19 protein-coding genes are annotated in these 19,716 nt (G+C 69.4%); 4 read left to right on the top strand and 15 right to left on the bottom strand.

The features are described from left to right. Positions 1-1,113 (bottom strand): S8 family serine peptidase (locus tag ACFQ4H_RS28495; protein WP_377576635.1); only part of this gene is annotated, 1,113 nt, incomplete at its 3' end. A gap of 191 nt (positions 1,114-1,304) precedes the next feature. Between ACFQ4H_RS28495 and ACFQ4H_RS28490 the strand changes: the two genes are divergently transcribed. Both ACFQ4H_RS28490 and ACFQ4H_RS28485 read left to right on the top strand, forming a co-directional pair. Then, positions 1,305-1,943 carry a uracil-DNA glycosylase family protein gene (locus tag ACFQ4H_RS28490; protein ID WP_377576633.1) on the top strand — a complete coding sequence of 213 codons (639 nt, stop codon included), beginning with the start codon at positions 1,305-1,307 and terminating at the stop codon, positions 1,941-1,943. 138 nt (positions 1,944-2,081) lie between these two features. After that, positions 2,082-4,652: a hypothetical protein gene (locus tag ACFQ4H_RS28485; protein ID WP_377576630.1), complete on the top strand. Its 2,571-nt coding sequence runs from the start codon at positions 2,082-2,084 to the stop codon at positions 4,650-4,652. Between the two features lie 15 nt (positions 4,653-4,667). Here the strand turns inward: ACFQ4H_RS28485 and ACFQ4H_RS28480 are convergent, their stop codons facing one another. The 7 genes from ACFQ4H_RS28480 to fdxA all read right to left on the bottom strand — a co-directional run bounded on the left by ACFQ4H_RS28480 (position 4,668) and on the right by fdxA (position 10,060). Further along, positions 4,668-5,345 (bottom strand): nucleoside/nucleotide kinase family protein, encoded by a 678-nt coding sequence (locus ACFQ4H_RS28480; protein ID WP_377576627.1) that lies wholly within the window; start codon positions 5,343-5,345, stop codon positions 4,668-4,670. 78 nt (positions 5,346-5,423) lie between these two features. Beyond that, positions 5,424-6,059, bottom strand: coding sequence for a pyridoxamine 5'-phosphate oxidase family protein (locus tag ACFQ4H_RS28475; protein WP_377576624.1), 636 nt, complete (start codon positions 6,057-6,059; stop codon positions 5,424-5,426). Continuing rightward, entirely contained in the window at positions 6,031-6,723 is a 693-nt protein-coding gene (locus ACFQ4H_RS28470) for an SIMPL domain-containing protein (RefSeq protein ID WP_377576621.1), read from the bottom strand. The genes ACFQ4H_RS28475 and ACFQ4H_RS28470 overlap by 29 nt, the downstream gene beginning before the upstream one ends. 67 nt (positions 6,724-6,790) lie before the next feature. After that, the gene (locus tag ACFQ4H_RS28465) at positions 6,791-7,804 is read right to left on the bottom strand and encodes a prephenate dehydrogenase (protein WP_377576618.1); all 1,014 of its coding nucleotides are present in this window, start codon (positions 7,802-7,804) and stop codon (positions 6,791-6,793) included. Continuing rightward, entirely contained in the window at positions 7,804-8,415 is a 612-nt protein-coding gene (locus ACFQ4H_RS28460; protein WP_377576615.1) for a hypothetical protein, read from the bottom strand. Before ACFQ4H_RS28460 ends, ACFQ4H_RS28465 begins: the two co-directional genes overlap by 1 nt. Positions 8,416-8,618: 203 nt before the next feature. Further along, complete coding sequence (gene dapC, locus ACFQ4H_RS28455; RefSeq protein ID WP_377576612.1) at positions 8,619-9,725, bottom strand: succinyldiaminopimelate transaminase; 1,107 nt, start codon at positions 9,723-9,725, stop codon at positions 8,619-8,621. A gap of 8 nt (positions 9,726-9,733) precedes the next feature. Continuing rightward, on the bottom strand, positions 9,734-10,060 hold the full coding sequence (gene fdxA, locus ACFQ4H_RS28450) for a ferredoxin (protein WP_377576609.1): 327 nt from the start codon (positions 10,058-10,060) through the stop codon (positions 9,734-9,736). Positions 10,061-10,189: 129 nt separating this feature from the next. Here fdxA and ACFQ4H_RS28445 point away from each other — a divergent pair, with 129 nt between their 5' ends. Further along, positions 10,190-11,197: a GNAT family N-acetyltransferase gene (locus ACFQ4H_RS28445; protein ID WP_377576607.1), complete on the top strand. Its 1,008-nt coding sequence runs from the start codon at positions 10,190-10,192 to the stop codon at positions 11,195-11,197. Between the two features lie 96 nt (positions 11,198-11,293). Here ACFQ4H_RS28445 and ACFQ4H_RS28440 read toward each other — a convergent pair whose 3' ends face one another. The 3 genes from ACFQ4H_RS28440 to mshB form a co-directional block, all read right to left on the bottom strand. Then, entirely contained in the window at positions 11,294-11,758 is a 465-nt protein-coding gene (locus tag ACFQ4H_RS28440) for a hypothetical protein (protein WP_377576604.1), read from the bottom strand. A gap of 92 nt (positions 11,759-11,850) precedes the next feature. After that, complete coding sequence (locus tag ACFQ4H_RS28435; protein ID WP_377576655.1) at positions 11,851-12,288, bottom strand: hypothetical protein; 438 nt, start codon at positions 12,286-12,288, stop codon at positions 11,851-11,853. Between the two features lie 11 nt (positions 12,289-12,299). After that, a complete protein-coding gene (gene mshB, locus ACFQ4H_RS28430; RefSeq protein ID WP_377576602.1) occupies positions 12,300-13,259 on the bottom strand; it encodes an N-acetyl-1-D-myo-inositol-2-amino-2-deoxy-alpha-D-glucopyranoside deacetylase in 960 nt (319 codons plus the stop codon). A gap of 110 nt (positions 13,260-13,369) precedes the next feature. On the opposite strand from mshB, the gene ACFQ4H_RS28425 reads away from it, so the two are divergent. Then, on the top strand, positions 13,370-15,514 hold the full coding sequence (locus tag ACFQ4H_RS28425; RefSeq protein WP_377576599.1) for a S9 family peptidase: 2,145 nt from the start codon (positions 13,370-13,372) through the stop codon (positions 15,512-15,514). 61 nt (positions 15,515-15,575) lie between these two features. On the opposite strand, the gene ACFQ4H_RS28420 is transcribed toward ACFQ4H_RS28425, so the two are convergent. From ACFQ4H_RS28420 to ACFQ4H_RS28405, 4 genes are all read right to left on the bottom strand, one after another. Next, positions 15,576-17,225, bottom strand: a complete 1,650-nt coding sequence (locus tag ACFQ4H_RS28420) for an ABC transporter substrate-binding protein (RefSeq protein ID WP_377576596.1) — start codon at positions 17,223-17,225, stop codon at positions 15,576-15,578. 329 nt (positions 17,226-17,554) lie between these two features. Next, positions 17,555-17,737, bottom strand: coding sequence for a DUF397 domain-containing protein (locus ACFQ4H_RS28415; RefSeq protein WP_377576652.1), 183 nt, complete (start codon positions 17,735-17,737; stop codon positions 17,555-17,557). Beyond that, a complete protein-coding gene (locus ACFQ4H_RS28410; RefSeq protein WP_377576649.1) occupies positions 17,734-18,483 on the bottom strand; it encodes a helix-turn-helix domain-containing protein in 750 nt (249 codons plus the stop codon). Before ACFQ4H_RS28410 ends, ACFQ4H_RS28415 begins: the two co-directional genes overlap by 4 nt. Before the next feature lie 240 nt (positions 18,484-18,723). Beyond that, entirely contained in the window at positions 18,724-19,710 is a 987-nt protein-coding gene (locus ACFQ4H_RS28405) for an ABC transporter permease (RefSeq protein WP_377576593.1), read from the bottom strand. Between the last annotated feature and the right edge of the window lie 6 nt (positions 19,711-19,716).

Genomic DNA, 19,716 nt, shown 5'->3' with positions numbered 1-19,716 from the left:
ACCACCGTCGTTACCGGCCGCGATCACGAACAACGTGCCAGTCTGCGCAGTCAACGTGTTGACCGCCTGCTCCAACGGATCGATCTCCGGCGTGTCCGTACCACCCAGACTCAGATTGACCACCATGGCCCGCTTCTCCACCGCAGCCCACTGCATCCCGGCCAGAATCGCCGAATCCATACAGAAGGTCGACTCACAGACCTTGCCGGAGAACAGGGTCGCGTCCGGGGCCACCCCCCGGTACTTCCCACCCGACGCGGCACCACTACCAGCGATGGTCGAGGCGACATGCGTACCATGACCGACCTCGTCCCTGAGATCAGGCGCGTCACTGAAGTTACGGGAATCCGCCACCCGGCCGACCAGATCCGGATGCTGATCGTCGACCCCGGTATCCAGCACCGCCACCGTGACACCCCGACCGGTGAACCCCGCCCGATGCGCAGCCGGCGCACCGATCTGCGACACACTGCGATCCAACGAAACCCGCCGCTTCCCATCCAGCCAGACCCGGTCGATCCCGCCCGACATGTCGGTCCGGGCAGCCACCGGACCAACGGCAACCGCCGCCCAGAACTGGCTCACCCGACCCTTTCCAAGGGTCACTGCCGAACCACCGACCGCCGGCAGATCCCGGGTCACCCGGGCCCCGGCATCACTGACCGTAGCGGCAGCCCGACCGGCAACCCCCGGACGGTAGGTCACGATCAACGGCAGACTGTCCCGGGCGGCGTCGTGGTAACCATCCCGGATCAGCCCACGCACATCGAACAACCGACGATCCAACCTCCCGTCCCCGACCAGACGCTGCGCGTCCTGGGGAACCACGTACACCGCATCCCGCTCCCGGTTGACGAAGAACCGAACATGTTCCCGGCCGTTGGCAGGTCGGACGCTGGTGGCACCGGAGGGGGTCAGGGTGACCCGGTCACCGGTCAGCAGGGTGACCGTGCCCGACCCGGTCCGGGCCGCCCCCGCTGGCGATCCGGGCTGGGTAGTGCCGGGCTTCGACTCGGTGGTCAGGGTGGTCGGCTTCGCCCAACCGGCCGGGCCGGCGGTCAGCACCATGCCGGCCGCCAGGACAGCGGCTGCCAGTTTCCTAGATAACTGCACGCGTACCTCCAGGATCGACACTGAATCCAATGGAGCAACGGACCTATCTATGGAAAGGACGCTCCCACCCGACGGAAGGGATGTCAGCCATCGGAAGAAATAAATGCCATTGATTCAACATCGTCGGTCGGCACGATCACTGCTACCCTGCCCGGTGTCCTCCGGCCTGCCACTACCGGCATGATGCCCTCATGGATCTGACGAACAGACCGAGGGGCAATCGCGACGCCGAGACCGTCAAGGCGAAGCTCGCCCGTCTGGGCGAGCCGCACATCGCCCCGATCACCCGACTCGTCGAAGAGATCCGAGCACTCGCCGGACGGCCGGAACTGCCGTACGTCGACCCGACCTTCGGTGGCGTGAACGCCGAGGTGCTGTTCCTGTTCGACACCCCGACCCGGGCCGCCGCCACCAGCGGCATGCTCTCCCTCGACAACGACGACGCGATCGCGGCGAACGTGTGGGAGTTCTCCCGGGCATCCGGACTGGACCGACAGCGATGCGTGCACTGGACCGCCGTGCCCTGGTCCGTGGATCACGGCCGCGGCAGCCGGAAGGTCGAGCGGCCGGACGTCGAGTCCGCACTGCCCTGGCTGGCCCGGTTCATCGACCTGCTACCCCAGCTCAAACTGGTGGTGACGGCGGGTGAGATCGCTCGACTGGCCCTGTCGCTCTACCTGCTCCGTGAGGATGCCCGACTCATCCCGTGGCTGGCGGTGGCCCCACCCAACACCCGTCTGCGCAGCACCAGCCCACTGTTGTGGAACGACATTCCCCGCGCCTTCGATGTCGCCGCCCGGATCACGGCCCTGGAGCGGGGCCACCTGTAGCGCACCGACGGCCGCCGGCCGCTGTTTCCACAAAAAGACATTCATCCGGCTATTACCGACAAACCAATCGGACGAGCCCTCCGATCACCCACTTCAAGCACCCTGAGCAGTGAAGCCGTCACCCTGCGGGAGGTTCTGATGGCTGGTCGAGTGCTTGAACTGCGCGTACACGGTGTCTCCAACACGCCCCCGGCGGTGGTCCTCGGAGTCGCAACCGGGCCGGGTAACCCGCCACCCGACCATGACTCCTGCCCCCGGCTCGTCGCTGGCGACACCACCACCGGCTTCTACCGTCCCTCCCGTACCGATCCCACCGAACCGGTGACGGTGGAGGCGTACAGCTGGGGCCAGCTCACCTCGGGTGTCCGGGCAGCCAAGGACATCAGGCGGGCCCTGTGGACGCTCCTGCTGCCGTTCACCCTGGCCAACGTCGCGCTGTACGCCCGCCCGGAGATCCCCGCCGACCCGGGCCGGGAGCGCCTGACCACCCGGGCCGGCCTCAACGCCTGGCTGGTCCGGCTGTTCTGCCTGAGCCTGACCGCAACCCTGATCCTCTCCGCGACCGGCGTCGGCGTCGACCTGATCGCCTGGCAGTGCGTGGACGAGGACTGCCTGCGCCAGCTACCCGGACCATGGGAGTTCCTGGGTACGGGCTGGTGGAGCGAAGCCGCCCACCCGCTGGCCATCGGGCTGCTCCTGCCACTCGGGGTGCTGGCCGTCATCGGCGTACTGACCTGGCGGACCTACCAGTACGAGGCCGAGATGCCGACCGGTCCGGCCGAGGCCAACGGCGAGACGCAACCCGACCATCCGCTGCGGGAACCGAGCTTCTGGTGCGGTGAGGGCCAGGTCAGGCGGCTGGCCACGGTGCACCTGACCGTCGGGGCGGCGGTCGCAGCGGTGGTCCCGCTGGGCGCTGTGATCACCATGGACCCGCCGCAGGGACCACGCGCGGTGCTGACCTGGTCGGTCCTGGCACTACTCGGCGTAACCATCCTCCTGGCGATGGCGGCGCTGGCCCACCCGTACCTCACCTCTCGGAACGCCTGGACCGCGCTCGGGCCGTACGGTTCCCTGCTCTGGGGTCTCGCCGCGCTGGGGGTGGTCGGTACGGCGGTGGTGCTGCTGCTGCCCGACGGACCGGCCGGTGTCCCGCTGCGCGACCTCCGGCCACCGGACGGCTGCATCCGCGACAGTGGGATCCCGGGCTGTGTCGAGGACCGTTCCCTACCGGGGTACGACTGGGTGTTGGCCTGGCTGGGCACCTTCCAGGTGCTGCTGCTGATCGCCATCGCGGGAGTCTCCCGGACCGGACGGCGGGCGCTCGTCCCATCGGTGGTGGCGGCCCTCGCCATCCCGGTCGGCAACGCCTGGATCGCCGGCTGGCTACCCGGCGTCCCACCGGCCCCGGACGGGGTACATGCCTGGATGGTCGCCGGCGCGGCCGTCGCGGTCGCCTCGGTGGGCACTCCCCTGCTGCCCCGCACCACCAGCCGAACCCCGGGCGATCCGCACTCCTCCACCGCGTGGGGTGGGCGGGGTCCGGCGCTGCTGGCCGGGCTGGCCTGGCTGCTCGGCATCTCCTACAGCTCCGGCGTGCTCTACCTGGTCACCGCCCGTCTCAACAACGGGGACACCCCGAGCGGACTGTCCACGATCACACCACCGGTACCGGTCCTGTGGGGCGGTCCCGCCTTCGTCGTCATGCTGCTGACCACGTCCGTCATGGCCGGGCACGCCTGGCTCGTACTCGACCGGCTGCGCCGGCACAACCTCGACCGGCTCGTCCCGGCGGACAGCACGCTGTCGGCACACGAGCGGCGACGGGCCTGGGACGTGGCGACCTACCAGGCCCTGCACGAGTTCGTCGGGGATCGTGCACTGCGCATGGTCGGGCAGCTCGCAACGGTCGCGGTGGCACTGGCCGCCATCGGTACGACGGCCACCACGTCGCACCTCCGCCCGACCCCCCACGACGCCACCGGCTGGATGCTGACCGTCAAGATGGCCGCCGACGTCGGGAACTTCCTGCTGGGGCTGCTACCGGTGGTGGTCGCCGGGCTCGGGCTGCTCGTCTACCGCAACGACACCGTACGACGCTATGTCGGGGTGGTCTGGGACATCGGTACGTTCTGGCCCCGGGCGGCCCACCCGCTGGCCCCACCCAGCTACGCCAGCCGGTCGGTGCCACAGTTGCAGACCCGGATCGCCGGGCTGCTGGCGTTGCCCGACGACGATCCACGCCGGGTGGACGCCATCATCCTCTCCGGCCACAGCCAGGGCTCGGTGATCTCCGCCTCGGTCATCCTGCAACTGCCGAGCCGCTGGCGGCGACGTATCTGGTTCTTCTCGTACGGCTGCCAGCTCACCCGGCTCTACGGCCGGGCCTTCCCCGCCTTCTTCGGCCCTGATCGGCTGCCGGTCGTCACCGCCGCGTTGACCACCGGATCCGGGCCGATCCGCTGGACCAACTTCTGGCGGGACACCGACCCACTGGGCTGGCCGGTCGCCGCAGGTGAACGTGAGGTGGTCGTACGGGACCCGGAAGGGCTGCACCCCACGGGTGGCGAGGTCGTCGATCCACCGATCCGGAACCACAGCGGCTATCCGGACGCCGTCGAGTTCCAGCGGGAGAAGTCCGTCGTCGTCAGCCTGTTGACCGACTCGATCCGGGAACCCCGGCGGGGATCCGACATGCGAAACCGGTGATCCGATCGGATCGGCTCAGCCGGACGACAGCCGGACGACCAGATCCGCGCGGTGGGCGGTGGTGGCGATCAGTTCGGCGTTGACCTGGTCGGTGCCACGGGCCCGGGCCGCCGCTGCTTCCGGGGTACGCCCGTACGCCACGTGCCGGTCGGCCAGTCGGCGTAACCGGATCTCCCGGTCGAGGTCGAGGAACCACACCTCGTCGAGCAGTCCCCTGACCTCGGCCCAGGGATGATCCGGCAGCAGCAGGTAGTTGCCCTCGGTCACCACCAGCCGTACGGACGGCGGCACCGGGATCGCCCCGGCGATCGGCTCCTCCAGATCCCGCCGGAACCTCGGGGCATAGACGGTTTCCCGGACCGGGTCGGCCGCCTCCCCGCCGTCGACGAGGACGGAACCGGCCCGCAGCCGGCGCAGCAGGCAGACGTACCCCGGTCCGTCGAAGGTGTCGACGGCGCCCTTACGGTCGTGCCGGCCGAGCCGACGCAGCTCGGCCTGAGCCAGGTGGAAACCATCCATCGGTACGAGGGCTGCCGTCGCCCCGAGCGCGGAAACCAGGCGTTCGGCCAGCGTGGACTTGCCCGCGCCGGGCGCACCGGCGATGCCGAGCAACTGCCTCGGCCCGGCCCCGGCCAACCGGCTGGCCCGGGCGACGAGTTGATCGAAGCTCAGCTCACGGGGTGGCTCGCTCACCCGGCGACTATCTCACCAACGGGTGGCCACGCCGCCGACCGGGGAGCCGCTGTCCAGCCCCCATGACCGGGGCCGGGGTCAGTCGTAGATTCTCTCGGCGTAGGTCGGACCGTAGTAGCGTTCGAGCTCCTCGATGGTCTGTTCCTGCCGGGTGGTGTTCTTGGCGATGACCGCCTGGGACGGTGCGGCATCCGGTTTCCAGGTTTCCGGCGCCCACAGGGCGGACCGCAGGAATGCCTTGGGGCAGTGGTAGTAGACCTGCTCGATGTCGACGACGAGGGCGAGCCTGGGCCGGTGTCCCTTGACCACCATCTGATCGAAGAACGGGGCGTCGGACACGATCCTGGCGCGGCCGTTGATCCGCAGGGTGTCCGCACGGCCGGGAATCACGTAGACGAGGCCGATGTGGGGGTTGTCCAGTACGTTGTGCAGGCTGTCGGCCCGCCGGTTACCGGGACGTTCCGGGATGGCGATCGTGGTGTCGTCGAGGACCAGGGTGAACCCGGCCGGATCCCCCTTGGGGGAGGCGTCACAGGTTCCGTCCCTACCTGCGGTGCCCATGACGCAGAACGGCGAGGCGGCCAGCCACTGCTTGTCGAGTTCACTCAGGAACGTCCGTTCCTTGATCACAGCCTGCCGCGTCGGTGGGCCGAGGATGGCCTGCAGCTGGTCGTGCGACGTCACCTCAGTCAGTTGGATCGGCCCCGCCGTCATCGCGCCCCCTCGTGGTCCAGGCCGGCTCACTGATCATGAACCGCGCCTCGACACTAGCCTGTGCGCTCTGCGGCTGCGGGTCGAGATCCAACTCGGGGAGCCCGCCGGACCCCACCGACATGGACTCGCCGTAGGCGGCCCTGGTCATCATCATCGGCTGGCCGGCAGGGCCGGTGTCGGAGACCTCCAGCAACGCCGTGATCTCGGTGCCGAGCGCCTCGGCGTACTCCCGGGCCCGGGTGAAGGCATCGTCGATCGCCGCCCGTCGGGCCTCCCGGTGCACCGGGCTGTCCGGCCTCAACTCCCACCACGGCCCGGCGACGGTGGTCTGCCCCTGGTCGGCCAACCGCATCATCAACTCGCCGAGTACGGCGAAGTCGGTGACGGTCACCGTGGTGGAGACGCTGCCGTGGTAGGCCACCACCCGCTCACCGGAGCGCTTCAACTCGGGCCGTACCCACAGTTGGCCGGTCTCCCGGCGGTCGATCGCCGGGCCGTACCCGTCGACGAGTCGGCGGACCGTCTCGACCCGCTCCGTCAACCGTGTCAGTGTGGCCTGCCGGTCCCGGTCCCGGGCCGCCACGGTGACCGAGAACCTGGCGAGTTCCGGGGGCACCTCAAGGTGGACCTCACCACGTACGGACACGATCGGACCATCGACCATCGGCCAACCCTAACCGGGGTCACCCGAATCCGCAGGACTCGACGCCACCCCGACTGGGCCGCCTCGATCAGGCCGGGCGGAGCGCCGTGTAGGTCACCGTCGAGTCGTCGGTCGAGCAGCCGTCGAGATGACCTCCCGACTCGCCGAGCCGCAGCAGGAAGTCGAGTTCCGCGCTGGCCGGACCGAACCGGGGGAACTGCCGGGTCACCGGCTGCATCGGTCGGCTCGACAGGGATTCGCGCAGGGAGCGGCTCTCGCCCAGGTGTCCGGTGAGCGCCTCGACGTCGTCGTCCCGCAGCGCCGCCCGCAGGTCCGCGAGGAAGCGGTCCACCAACTCCATCTGGTTCAGCACGAACTCGCGATTGTTGATCAGCATGTCGGCGGTACGCCGGCTCGGGGTGCCGGCGACCCGGGTGCCGTCCCGGAAGCTCCCGGCTGCCAGGCCGATGATGGCGTCACTGACCGGGGAACGGGCCGCCGCCCCGGCCAGGCTGCCGGCCAGCACATGCGGAATGTGCGACGACAGCGCCACGACCGAGTCGTGTACGGGCGGGGTCATCGGTACGATCCGCGCCCGGAACACTTCGATGATCAGTGTGGCCAGGGTCCGGAACTGGCTGATCAGTCCATCGGGTGCGGGGCAGAGCACCCAGGCCGCGCCGTCGAACAGCGCCGGAATCGCGGCGGCCAGCCCGGCCCGCTCGGTGCCGGCCATCGGATGCCCGGGTACGAACCGGTGGGCCAGCCCGTTGCCCAGCGCGAACGCGGCCACCGTCGACTTCGTGCTGCCAACATCGGTGATGACGCAGTCGTCACCGGTGGACTTCGCCACCTTGATCAACGTGTCCGGCAGGCTGGACAGCGGTCCACCGAGAAAGACGACGTCCCGGTCCCGGACCGCCTCGGTCAGCGTGTCGGCGAAGGCCAGGCCCTGCTGACGGCCGTGGTCCCGGGTACCGGGATCCGGATCCCAGCCCCGGACGTCCAGGCCCGCTTCCCGTAGTCGCAGCAGGATTGAGCCACCGATGAGACCGGTGCCCGCCACGGCCACCTTGAGCCCGTACACGCCCGTATCCAGCATCAGGTCCCTCGGCGTTTCGGTCGGTACAGGTCGAGCGTCCCCCGGGTCGGCTCGTCGCCGAGGATATCGCTTTTCCAGTACCCCTTCATCTCCCCGGGTGAGAGCGGGGTCAGGGTCAGCATGCCGTTACGCGTCTCGTAGTCGCCATGGGAGTGGCCGACCTTGTAGATCAACTCGACCTGGCCCCGGTCGTACGTCACCCCGACCGAGGAGACGGTCGCGAAACAGCGAGACACGAAACCGGGCTCGTTGCGAACGGCAGCCATGGCATCGGCCTCGGTGTGGTAGAGCTGCACCGAGTAGTTCAGCTCGCCACCGCGAAGTTCGAGGGTGGCCAGTCCCCAGTTGCCGGACGACGACTCGTACACCCACTGGCCGAGGATCGGATAGGCCCAGATGTAGAGGAACAGCCGTTGCACGAGGCTGACGACCAGCGCCAGGCTCAACGCCGAAACCACGACAGCGACCGCGACCGGCAGGAACCCACGCAGGTCCGCCTGTTTGAGCGCCACCACGTTGAGCGTGCTGAAGATGATTGCCGCGACGGCGAACGACGCCTGTCGTACGCCGTCGATGTTGCGGTCCCTGAGTAGGGGATGCAGGAAACGCACGACTCACCCCGTCATGGTCTGCGTGGGGCTGGGGCGGACGAGTGCCCGACTGTCCGTGGACGGGCCGGTCGACCCCAGCAAAAGAGATCGACATTATCCACTGTGGGGCCGACGTCGTCCAACCGCGAAATCGACACCACCGCACCGTTGGCGGCACCGCCACACCACCGGCAGTGGTCGGGGCGTCCGGGGTCGGCCTTCGCCTACTCGGCGAGTCGGTCGACCACGGCGGCGACCCGTTCGTCGGTCTCGGTGAACGCGATCCGGATGTGCTGCTGGCCGCCCGGACCGTAGAAGATCCCGGGTGCGACCAGTACGCCCCGGCGGGCCAACCAGTCGACCGTCTGCCAGCAGTCCTCGCCCCGGGTCGCCCACAGGTAGAGCCCGGCCTCCGAGTGCTCGATCTCGAACCCGGCTGCGGTGAACGCCGCCCGGAGCAGTTCCCGCCGGGCCTGGTACCGGGCCCGCTGCTCGTCGGCGTGCTCCTCGTCGGTGAGCGCAGCCGCCATGGCGGCCTGTACGGGTGCCGGGACGATCATGCCGGCGTGCTTGCGCACCTTGAGCAGTTCGGCGACCAGCGCCGGGTCACCGGCGACGAACCCGGCCCGGTAGCCGGCCAGGTTCGACCGCTTGGACAGCGAGTGCACCGCCAGCAGCCCGTCGTACGACGAGCCACGGACCTGCTCGGAGAGGATCGAGACCGGCTCGGCCTGCCAGCCCAACGGCAGGTAGCACTCGTCGCTGGCGACCACCGCCCCCCGTTCCCGGGCCCAGTCGACCACCTTGCGCAGGTGTGCCGCCGGAAGGACCTGACCGGTCGGGTTGCCGGGCGAGTTGACCCAGACCAGCCTGACCCGGCTCGACGGCCCGACGGCGGTCAGCGAGTCGGCGCGTACGGCGGTCGCGCCGGCCAGCCGTACCCCGTCCTCGTAGGTCGGGTAGCAGATGCGTGGAATCACCACCACGTCGCCGGGGCCGATGCCGAGCAGGGTCGGCAGCCAGGCCACCAGTTCCTTGGAGCCGATGGTCGGCAGGACGCCAAGTCCCTGCGGGCTGGCGTCACAGGATCGGCTGACCCAGTCCGTGATGGCCGAGCGCAGCGCGGGCGAGCCTGCGGTCAGTGGGTATCCGGGAGCGTCGGAACCGTCGGCCAGTGCCTGTCGTACCACCGCCGGTACGGAGTCGACCGGGGTGCCCATCGAGAGGTTGATGAGACCGCCCGGGTGGCCGGCAGCGACCCTGCCGGCCCGGTCGAGTACGTCCCAGGTGAAGTCGGGCAGCCGGGCCGAAACCGGTGACTGCCCGCCCACTGTCCGGTTCAGTGTGCTTCCCCGCGCGGCGGCTGGGCCGCGACGAAGGGGGTGTCCTTGTCCACTTTGCCGATCTTGGAGGCACCACCGGGCGACCCGAGATCCTCGAAGAACTCGTAGTTCGCCGAGGTGTAGTCCTTCCACTGCTCCGGCACGTCGTCCTCGTAGAAGATCGCTTCTACCGGGCAGACCGGCTCACAGGCCCCGCAGTCGACGCACTCGTCGGGGTGGATGTAGAGCATCCGGTTGCCCTCGTAGATGCAGTCGACCGGGCACTCCTCGATGCATGCCTTGTCGAGCACATCCACGCACGGCTCGGCGATGATGTAGGTCACCGATCTTCTCCTCCGAACTCGGGTTCCACCGGGACCGCGTCCCACGCGAGCCGCCCGGAACCCTCGAAGCCACGCCGCGATCAACCGCGACAGTAAGAGCCTAGTATCTCGCCGGGGAGGTGGTCGATCGTGCTCCGACGGCAGGATGTGGGACACCGGATGGTAGTCCGGCGGATTGTGGGGGTTCGTGGCGGTCGTACCCTCTTTTCGGACGCGCTGGGCGAGCTGGTGGAGCTGACCGAGACCCATCTCACGCTGGTCACCAGGAAGGGAAAGCTGCGCGTACCACTGGCCGAGGTGCACCGGGCCAAGCGGGTGCCGCCCACCCAGCGGCCGATCGCCCGGGCGGTCGCGGCTCTCGAACTGGCCGCCAACGAGGCGTGGCCGGCACCGGTGCAGGACCGGCTCGGTGACTGGCTGCTGCGCGCCGCCGACGGCTGGACCGGGCGCGGCAACTCCGCCCTCCCGGTCGGGGACCCCGACCGTCCGTTGGCAGCCGCGATCGACGCGGTACGTGAGTGGTACGCCGAACGGGGACAACCCGCCAAGATCAACGTTCCGCTGCCACTGGCGGCCCCGATCAACGTCGCACTGGACCAGCTCGACTGGACGGCCAGCCCGCTGGTCCTGGTGCAGACCACCCCGCTGACCGCCCTCCTGGACGCCCTGCCGGCCCGGGACGACCTGCCTGTGGTGCAGTTGACCCCGACCCCGTCGGCCGCCTGGCTCGCGCTCATCAGCGCCCGCAAGTCGGGGGCAGCCACCGACGCCGCACCCGATCTGCCACCCGGCGCGTGGCACCTGCTCACCGCCGTGGACCAGGTCCGCTTCGCCCACCTGTACGCCGACACCGGTACCGCCGAGCGGAAACTGGTCGGAATCGCGCGGGGCACGGTCACCGGAGCCGGCCGCTGGCTGGGGCTGACCCTGGTCGAGGTGGTACCCGAGGCCCGACGCCAGGGGCTGGCCCGACACGTGATCCGGGCGCTCGCCCGGTGGGCCGCCGAACTCGGCGCGACCGACGTCTTCCTACAGGTCGAGGAGCGCAACAGCGGGGCGGTCGCGCTCTATCAGCGGCTCGGGTTCGGCACCCACCACACGTACCTGACCCGTACGGCACCCGCCGCCGACGGCTGACCGGGCACCACGGCGACCGGCTGACCGGGCACCACGCCGACCGCGTCCGGTCGGCGTGCACCGCCCGACGCTGTGGTCAGTGCCCCGACCGTCCGGTCAGCGACGGACGACCTTGCGGGGCTTGGACTGCCGGCTCTCGGCGTACCGCTTCAACGACTGGGAGCGGTAGTCCCGACCGAGCGCGGTCAGCAGGAGGAACCCGATCAGGGCACCCCCGGCGGTGAATCCGGCGTAGAGCCAGATCTGCGCGAAGAACTCGCCGGCGCCGTCGGCGAAGGGGTAACTGCCGCTGATGAACGGCCCGACGAAGACGGTCAGGGCCATCGCGATGAGCACCGCCCCGGCGACATCGGATCCCCACCGGGCGACCGGACGGTTCCGGCCCCACAGGAACGCGATCGTCGCCAGGGTCAGCCCGATCACCGCGAACATCCCCAACGACAGCCGGTCGGCCGCTTCGACATCGCCGTCGAAACCCAGCCGGGCGATCAGGCGGGCCACCACGTTGACCGCGAACAGCGCACCCGCGAGCACCCCAACCGGCAGCCAACGATCCTTCATAGCGCGTCCTCCCGGAATATGCCTGACATCACATGGGCCCAACTGCCCAGATGTTTACCACTTCCGGCGCGGTAGAGCCATAAGCCGCGAGGTCAGCGACGCGGAGCAAGGATCAGCCGGAATGCCATCACGGCAAAGGCCATCGACCCGGCAACGATCAGCGCCAGCGCCACCCAGTTGTCCCCGGCCAGCAGAATGTCGCCCTCGTCGGTGCCGCCGGCCGCCACCATCATCAGTACGAACCAGATCAGCGCGGGCAGGGCAACCGCCGCCTTGCGGCCGACGGTCCGATAGGCGAACCAGCTCAGCGCCACATTGGCCAACACCGCGATGACCGCCGAGACACCGATCAGGTAACCGCCCACCCGGAGCGTCGAGAGCAGCAGTTCCAGTACCCCGGTCAGCACGGCACCGACAACGGACAGCAGCCCACCGGCGACCCGTAACGTGAGGTCCAACGCCGGCCCGAACGGCGACCGACGGGACCCCGGCGGTTCCGACCCGAGCTGTGGCGATGCGGACATGGGCAGGCTGGGCAGACTCACCGGACGCCGGCCTCCGCCGGCGTCACGGGGACCGTCGAGGGAGCCCCGACCACCGCAACGGACTCCGCCGGGTCGGCCGCCGGGTCGGGCGTCAGCCCCGCGAACAGGTCGTCCTCCCAGCCGTACGGACCGGCTCCCGGCCCCTTCGTACCGACGGCGAGGGTGTAGTACTCCACACCCATGAACTCGCTGCCGAAGTTGCCGGCGATCGAGTACAGCCACGAGTTGTCCGGGATCTGGGTGGCGTGGGCCCGCATCGCCGCCTCCTTGGCGGCGTGCTGGTCGGTGCCGTCGATCCGGGCCACTATCTGGTCGTCCGGGCTGCCGAAGGGCAGGTCCTCGGGCTGCTCGATGCCGGCGAACGGGTTGTCCGCGGACTCGGCGAAGGCGGTCATGCCCGCCTCCAGCACGCTCTTCGGCATCGCCGTCCAGTAGATCTTGTCCGGGCCGAACCCCTCGGCCGTGGCCAGCTCGGCCGCCCGCATCGCGACCCGGTGGGCCTGGATGTGGTCCGGATGTCCGTAGAACCCGTTCGGGTCGTACGTGACCAGCACCTGCGGACGGACCTCCCGCATGACCTCGACCAGGTACCCGGCGGCGGTGTCCAGGTCCGCCTGCCAGAAGGCCCGTGGCTGGTCGTTGGTGGGCAGGCCCATCATCCCGGAGTCCCGGTAGCGACCCGCCCCGCCGAGAAAACGGTGGTCCGTGACGCCCAGCGCCGCACAGGCGGCGGCGAGTTCCGCGATCCGGTAGCCACCCAACTGGTCCGCCTCGGCGGCGGCGAGCCCGGCCAGCGCGGGTACGTGGATCTCCCCCTCTTCGCCGAGGGTGCAGGTCACCAGCGTGACCTGAGCGCCACTGGCCGCGTAGTAGGCCATCGTCGCCCCGGTCCCGATCGACTCGTCATCGGGATGTGCGTGGACCAGCAGAAGCCGGCGAGCAGCGAGAGTCGTCACGACTCGACACTGTACGCGGCCCACCGGATCACCGTGTTCCGGGAGTTATCGGACGGGTACCGATCGCCAGGTAGGCCCCACGGATGCCGCTGCCGGCCTACGATTTCGTCGTGGACTACCCGGAACTGGCCGCCCGTACCCGTCGGTTCACCAACGGTGCACCACGGACCGTAACGGTGGCCAACGATGGTTCACGGGTGCTGTTCCTCCGCTCCGGCGGCCCCGAGGACCCGGTCGACGCCCTGTGGCTGCTCGATGTGGCGACCGGGAGGGAGCGCCTGGTGGCCGACCCGGCGCTGTTGCTTGCTGGCGATCAACTCGGACCGCTCCCGGCCACCGAACGGGCCCTACGCGAACGACAGCGGCTCAGCGCCGCCGGCATCGCCGGTTACGCCACCGACCCGGCGGCCCGGGTGGCGATCTTCCCGCTGGCCGGACGGCTGTTCCGGGCCGACCTGCTCCACGGCGACGTGGTCGAGGTGGCGACCACCGGCCCGGTGGTCGACCCCCGCCCGGATCCGACCGGTCAACGGGTGGCGTACGTCACCGACAGTGGTGGCACCGCCGAGCGGGGTCAACTGCGGGTGATCGACGCCGACGGCATCGACTCGCTGCTGGCCGGTGAGGAGGGCGGGGTCACCTGGGGGCTGGCCGAGTACGTCGCGGCAGAGGAGTTCGGCCGGTACCGGGGCTACTGGTGGGCACCGGACGGGCAGTCCATCCTCGCCGCCCGGGTCGACGAGTCGCGGCTGCCCCGGTGGCACCTGAGCGATCCCAGTGACCCGCAGGCCGTCCCGAGCAGCGTTGCCTACCCCCGGTCGGGTGGCCCGAACGCCGAGGTCAGCCTGCACCTGCTCGACCTGGACGGCGGCTGGGTGGACGTGCACTGGGACCGGGAGACCTATCCCTACCTGGTGTCCGTGCACTGGACCGAGGGCGGTCCGCTGATCACCGTACTGCGCCGGTTGCAGCAGCACGGTCTGGTCCTCGCCGTCGACCCACGCACCGGGGAGACGCAGGTGCACGCCGAACTCGCCGACCCGCGCTGGGTGGAGCCGGTCGCCGGTACCCCGTGTCACCTGCCCGACGGTCGGGTCCTGGTCGGCGGCGAACTCGCCCACGACGGCTACGACGCACGCTGTCTCTTCGCCGACGGCACCCTGCTCACCCCACCGTCGCTGTACGTACGCCGGGTGGTCGGCCGGATCCCGAGCGGTGCCGGCGCCCCCGACCTGCTGGTGGAGGCCAGCAACGGGGAACCGAGCCAGCAGCACCTGTTCCGGGTCCGTACGGCGATCGGGGTGACCGGGGCCGACACCCAGCGGCTCACCGCCGACCCGGGCTGGCACACCGCCGTGGTCGGCGGTGACGTGCTGGTGGTGGGGTTCGCCTCGCTCGACCACGCCGGCACCCGGTGGACCGTCTGGCAGGGCGACCGCGAGGTGGCCACGATCCGGTCGCTGGCCGCCAACCCGCCGTACGCTCCCCGCCCGACCCTCGTCCGGGTCACCGACCGCCGCCTGCCCTCGGCGGTGCTCTATCCCAGCAGCCACGTCGCCGGACGACGGCTGCCGGTGCTGCTCGACATCTACGGCGGGCCGGGACACCAGGAGGTGGTGGCCGTACGGTCGAAGTGGCTGGAACGGCAGTGGTGGGCCGATGCCGGGTTCGCGGTGGTCACCGTCGACAACCGGGGTACGCCGGGGGTGGCCCCGTCGTTCGAGAAGGTGATCCACCGGCGGCTGGCCGACGTCATCCTGCTCGACCAGATCGACGCGCTGGCGGCGCTGGCCGGTAAGCACCCGGATCTGGACCTGCGCCGGGTGGCGATCCGGGGCTGGTCGTTCGGTGGTTGGCTGGCCGCACTCGCCACGCTGCGCCAACCCGACCTGTTCCGCTGTGCGGTCGTCGGGGCCCCGGTGACCGACTGGACGCTGTACGACACCGCCTACACCGAGCGCTACCTCGGACTGCCCACCGACGGCGCGGAGATCTACGCCCACCATTCGCTGCTGGACCTGGCCGGGGAGCCGGCCCGTAAACCGGACGAGGCCCGACCGATGCTGCTGCTGCACGGCCTGGCCGACGACAACGTCGTGGTCGCGCACACCCTGCGGCTGTCCGCGGCGCTACTGTCCGCCGGTCGGCCGCACTCGGTGATCCCGCTGACCGGGGCGACCCACATGGCGGCCGGGGGTACGGCGGAACGCCTGCTCCGCCTGGAACTCGACTTCCTCCGCCAGCACCTCGCCTGAGTGCGGCGAAGGCCCCTTCCTGCCCAATAGGCGACAGGAAGGGGCCCTTCCCTGAATGCGTCTACTGCTTGACGTGCGCGTCCACGAAGGACGGATATCCGAAGACGCTGGAGACGAAGAGGCCGCCGGCCTTCGAGCCGTGCAGGAAGTAGGCCACGTCGACGAAGAGCGGTACCACCGGGGCCAGCTCGGTCATGATCCGCTGGTCCAGCTTCGCCCACTCGTCGGCCTGGGCGCTCGGGTCCAGGGCGAGGATCCGGTCGAACTCGGCGTTGATCGCGTCGTTGTTGATCAACGACACGTTGCTGTTGCCCTCGGCCTTGATCGTCCGACCGTCGTAGAGCACCGGCAGGATCGAGGCACCGCTCGGCCAGTCCGCCCCCCACTCACCGAGGTGCAGGTCCCACGGCTTGTCCTTCTTCTTGATCTCGTCGAGCCGGGCATCGGTGGGGATGCTCCGGATCACGATCTTGAAGCCGGCCTTCTCCAGGTTGGCCTTCAGCTGGGTGGCGACCTCCTGGCCCTGGCTGTCGTCGGCGGCACCGAGCACCAACTCGGGGGTCCGGCCGGCCAGCAACTCCTTGGCCTTCTCGATGTTGCCGGTACGGCCGGCCGGGTACGCGTCGTACGGCTTGAACCCGATCGTGGCCGGCGGCATCAGGGTGGTCAGCGGCTGGGCCTTCGTCTCGCCACCGAGCGTCTTGATCAGGCCGTCCCGGTCGATGGCGTAGTTGAGCGCCTGACGGATCGACAGGTCGGTGACCCGCTGCGTGTTGATGACCAACGAGTTGGTGGTCGGCGCGGGCGAGAGCAGCGAGCGCCCCTTCAGCGCCGCGTCACCGGCGACCTTGGCGACCAACGAGGCTGGAACACCGTTCCAGGCGACCGCGGCCTGGTCCGGGCCGTTGTCGGCGACGACGCGGTTGGCGCCGGCAGCCTGGTCCGGGCCGTAGCTCCAGACGAACTTGTCCGGGTACTGGTGGCGTACCGGGTCGGTAGCCGGGTCCCAGTGCTCGTTGCGCTCCAGCACCAGTTCGACACCGACGGTGTTCTTGGTGACCTTGTACGGGCCGGAGGAGAACGGAGCATTGTCCAGGTTGACGCCGGTGTCCTTGTCCGCAGGCAACGGCGCGGTGGTTGGCAGCGACACGGCGAACGGCAGGTCACAACGCGGCTTGTTGAACTCGAACCGCAGCGTCTTCGCGTCCGGCGTGGTCAGTCCCGGCGGCAGCGAGGTCTTGTTGGCCTTGAAGTCCCACTTGGTGTCGAACTGCGGGGAGTCGACCAGCCACTCCTGGAGGTAGGTCGGGCCACCGGTGAGGTCCAGGTCGAACGAACGGGCAATGCCGTACGCGATCTCCTTGGCGGTGATCGGCCGACCGTCCTCGAACTTCACCCCGTCCTTGATCTTGAATTCCCAGACCTTGCAGTCCTTGTTCACGTTCGTGCCCGGCGTCTCGGCCAGGTCACCGACCAGGGTCAGCTTGCCCTTGCCGTCGTCCTTCCAGGTGGTCAGGTAACGGCTGTAGAGCGGCGCGTTCATCAGGCCGGCGAACGAGTAGACCCGCTGTGGGTCCAGGTGCGAGATCTTGGTTTCCCGGATGATGGTGAAGGTGCCACCCTTCTTGGCTCCGGGCACCTCCGGCGCCGGGCCGAGGGAGTCCTTCGGGTCCATCGCAATCACGCCGGTCTGGGTACGACTGGTGTCCACGCCGGTACCTTCGCCCGTGTTCTCAGTACACGCGCCGAGTGCTACAACCAGTGCGATAGCGCCGCCCGCGGCGGCCGCCACCCGTGGTCGCATCATGTTCCTCCTCCACCGAATGTGCTGCGTAGCCGCCAGACGAAGACCGCCGACGCCCCACGAATCGTAGTGAAGAAAATCTACGGATTGTGTAACAGTTGACGATAAGTTTCGCCACGATCGCGGCTCGATCGGCACCGATCCCGGCCGATGCGAGACTTCGAAAGCAGTCGGTGCCTGTCGCGTCACCAAGGGAAGGGGCGACGCGGGGGCCAGCCACGGACCCCGGGGTAGCGCTAGCGCCCGGCGGCGAACCCGACGAAGGCGCGCCAGACGTCCGGCGCGAGAACGAGGATGCCGCCGTCGCGGTCCTTGCTGTCCCGGACCAGCACCACACCGGGCAGGTTGTCGGCGACCTCGACGCAGTTGCCACCGTTGGAGCTGCTGCGGGTGCTCGTGCGCCAGCGGGCGCCGGTCATCTCAGCCATGTTCGCGCCTCTAGATGCTCTCTGGACAGATCGCGCGGGAGCGCCACCGACCTCAGAGTGTCCCAGGTGTGCCAGAGCGGGGCAACGTCCTTGACGATCCGCCCCTCCGCCTGGTCGTCGATGTATCCGACGTCGCCGTCACCGCCGACGCTGGCGATGACGAACGCACCGGCCTGGCCGGGGTGGAAGCCGGCCCGCAGCGGGAGCACGTGCACCATCACACTGGGTCGGGCGGAGATGGCGACCAGATGGTCCAACTGGGGTTGCATGACCTCCGGGTCACCCCGCAACAGCGCCGCCTCGTCGATCACGAAGACGGTCAGCGGCGGGCGGGGTCGGTCGAGGACGACCGCCTGCCGCTCCAGCCGGGTCGCGACGTACCCCTCCACCTCGTCGGCACCCAGCGGACCGCTGCTGAGCACCGCGCGGGCGTACGCCTCGGTCTGCAACAGGCCGGGTAGCACCGCGACCTCGAACGACCGCAATGCCGTGGCCTCCCGTTCGAGGTCCGCCCACGGCCGGAACCACGCCGGTACGCGGGGCCGCACCACGTCCGGCCAGAGCTCGGTGATCTCCCGACCGAGGGCCTTGGCCGCTGCCCTCCGGTGGCGGGGATGGGGCACCCGACCCGGCGAGAGCCACCGCCCGACGGTCTTCGGGTCGACCCCGATCCGACCCGCCAGTGACTCGGTCGTCTCGCCCGCCTCGGTCATCGCGGTGCGAAGCAGATTGTTCATGCCCATCTCCCGGTGGACGCCCTGAACGTCCTCGGACGTCCGCAGGACGGATCGCTGCACGGTGTGATTCTTCGACTACGCGCAGCACTCTAGGGCGCATAAGTGCAGGTGGCAATGGCAAGCCACAGCTCGTGTCCACAACGGAGAAGGGCCGACGATGCCCCGGTTCAGCGTGCCTACGAACGGCGGAACACGGATGCGAACGGCGGGACACCGGACCCGGCCGCCGGTGAAGGATGCCTATCCCAACCGCACCCGAGGGTCGATGAAGGCGTAGAGCAGGTCAACGACCAGGTTGGCCACCACCACGAAGAACGCGGCGATGAGCACAGTCGCCATGATGGTGGGCAGGTCGCCGCCCCGTACCGCCTCCACCGCCGTACGCCCGAGCCCCGTGATGCCGAAGGTCGTCTCGGTGATCACCGTGCCGCCGAGCGCACCCCCCACGTCCAGACCGGCGATCGTCACCACCGGGGTGATCGCGGCCCGCAACGCATGCCGGCCGTGCACCTTGGACTTCGGCAGTCCCTTGGCGCGCGCCGTCCGGATGAAGTCCTCGGAGAGCGTCTCCAGCATCTGTGCCCGGGACAGCCGGGCATAGATGGCGGAGAACAGGAAGGCCAGGGCGACCCAGGCCAGCACGAGACCGCTGGCCCACTTCAACGGATTATCGAAGATCGACGTGTAACCCGGCACCGGCAAAATCTTCAGGTTGTAGACGAAGATCAGCAGCAGTACCGCACCGACGAAGTAGAGCTGGAGTGAGGCTCCGGTGAGCGAGAATCCGATCGCGATCCGGTCGAGCATGGTGCCCCGTCGCAACGCGGAAATCATGCCCAGACCGACCCCGAGGAGCAGCCAGAGGATCGCCGCCGGGATCACGATGCTCAGGGTCACCGGCAGCACCCGGGCCATGGTGTCGGTGACCGCCTCGCTGTTCACATAGGAATAGCCGAGGCAGGGCGCGTCACACTGGCCGCCCTGGGCGCTGCCCAGGTCCCGACCGACGAAGATCCCCTTCATGTAGCCGAGGTACTGCGTGTGCAACGGGTCGCGCAGCCCCAACTCCTGGCGTACCCGCTCCAACCGCTCGGCGTTGCAGTTCTTCGGGCACATCCCGTTGACCGGGTCCTTCGGCAGGGCGAAGAACATCAGGAAGCTCAGCACGCTCACCGCGAACAGGGTCAGCACCGCGGAGAGCAACCGCTTGATCAGAAACCGCGCCATCACGCA

Origin of the sequence: Micromonospora sonneratiae (genome assembly GCF_042679305.1) — a bacterium.
GTDB classification, from domain to species: domain Bacteria; phylum Actinomycetota; class Actinomycetes; order Mycobacteriales; family Micromonosporaceae; genus Micromonospora_H; species Micromonospora_H sonneratiae.
The sequence above is the reverse complement of the archived record's forward strand: the minus strand, read 5'-3'. Positions and strand labels throughout refer to the sequence as shown.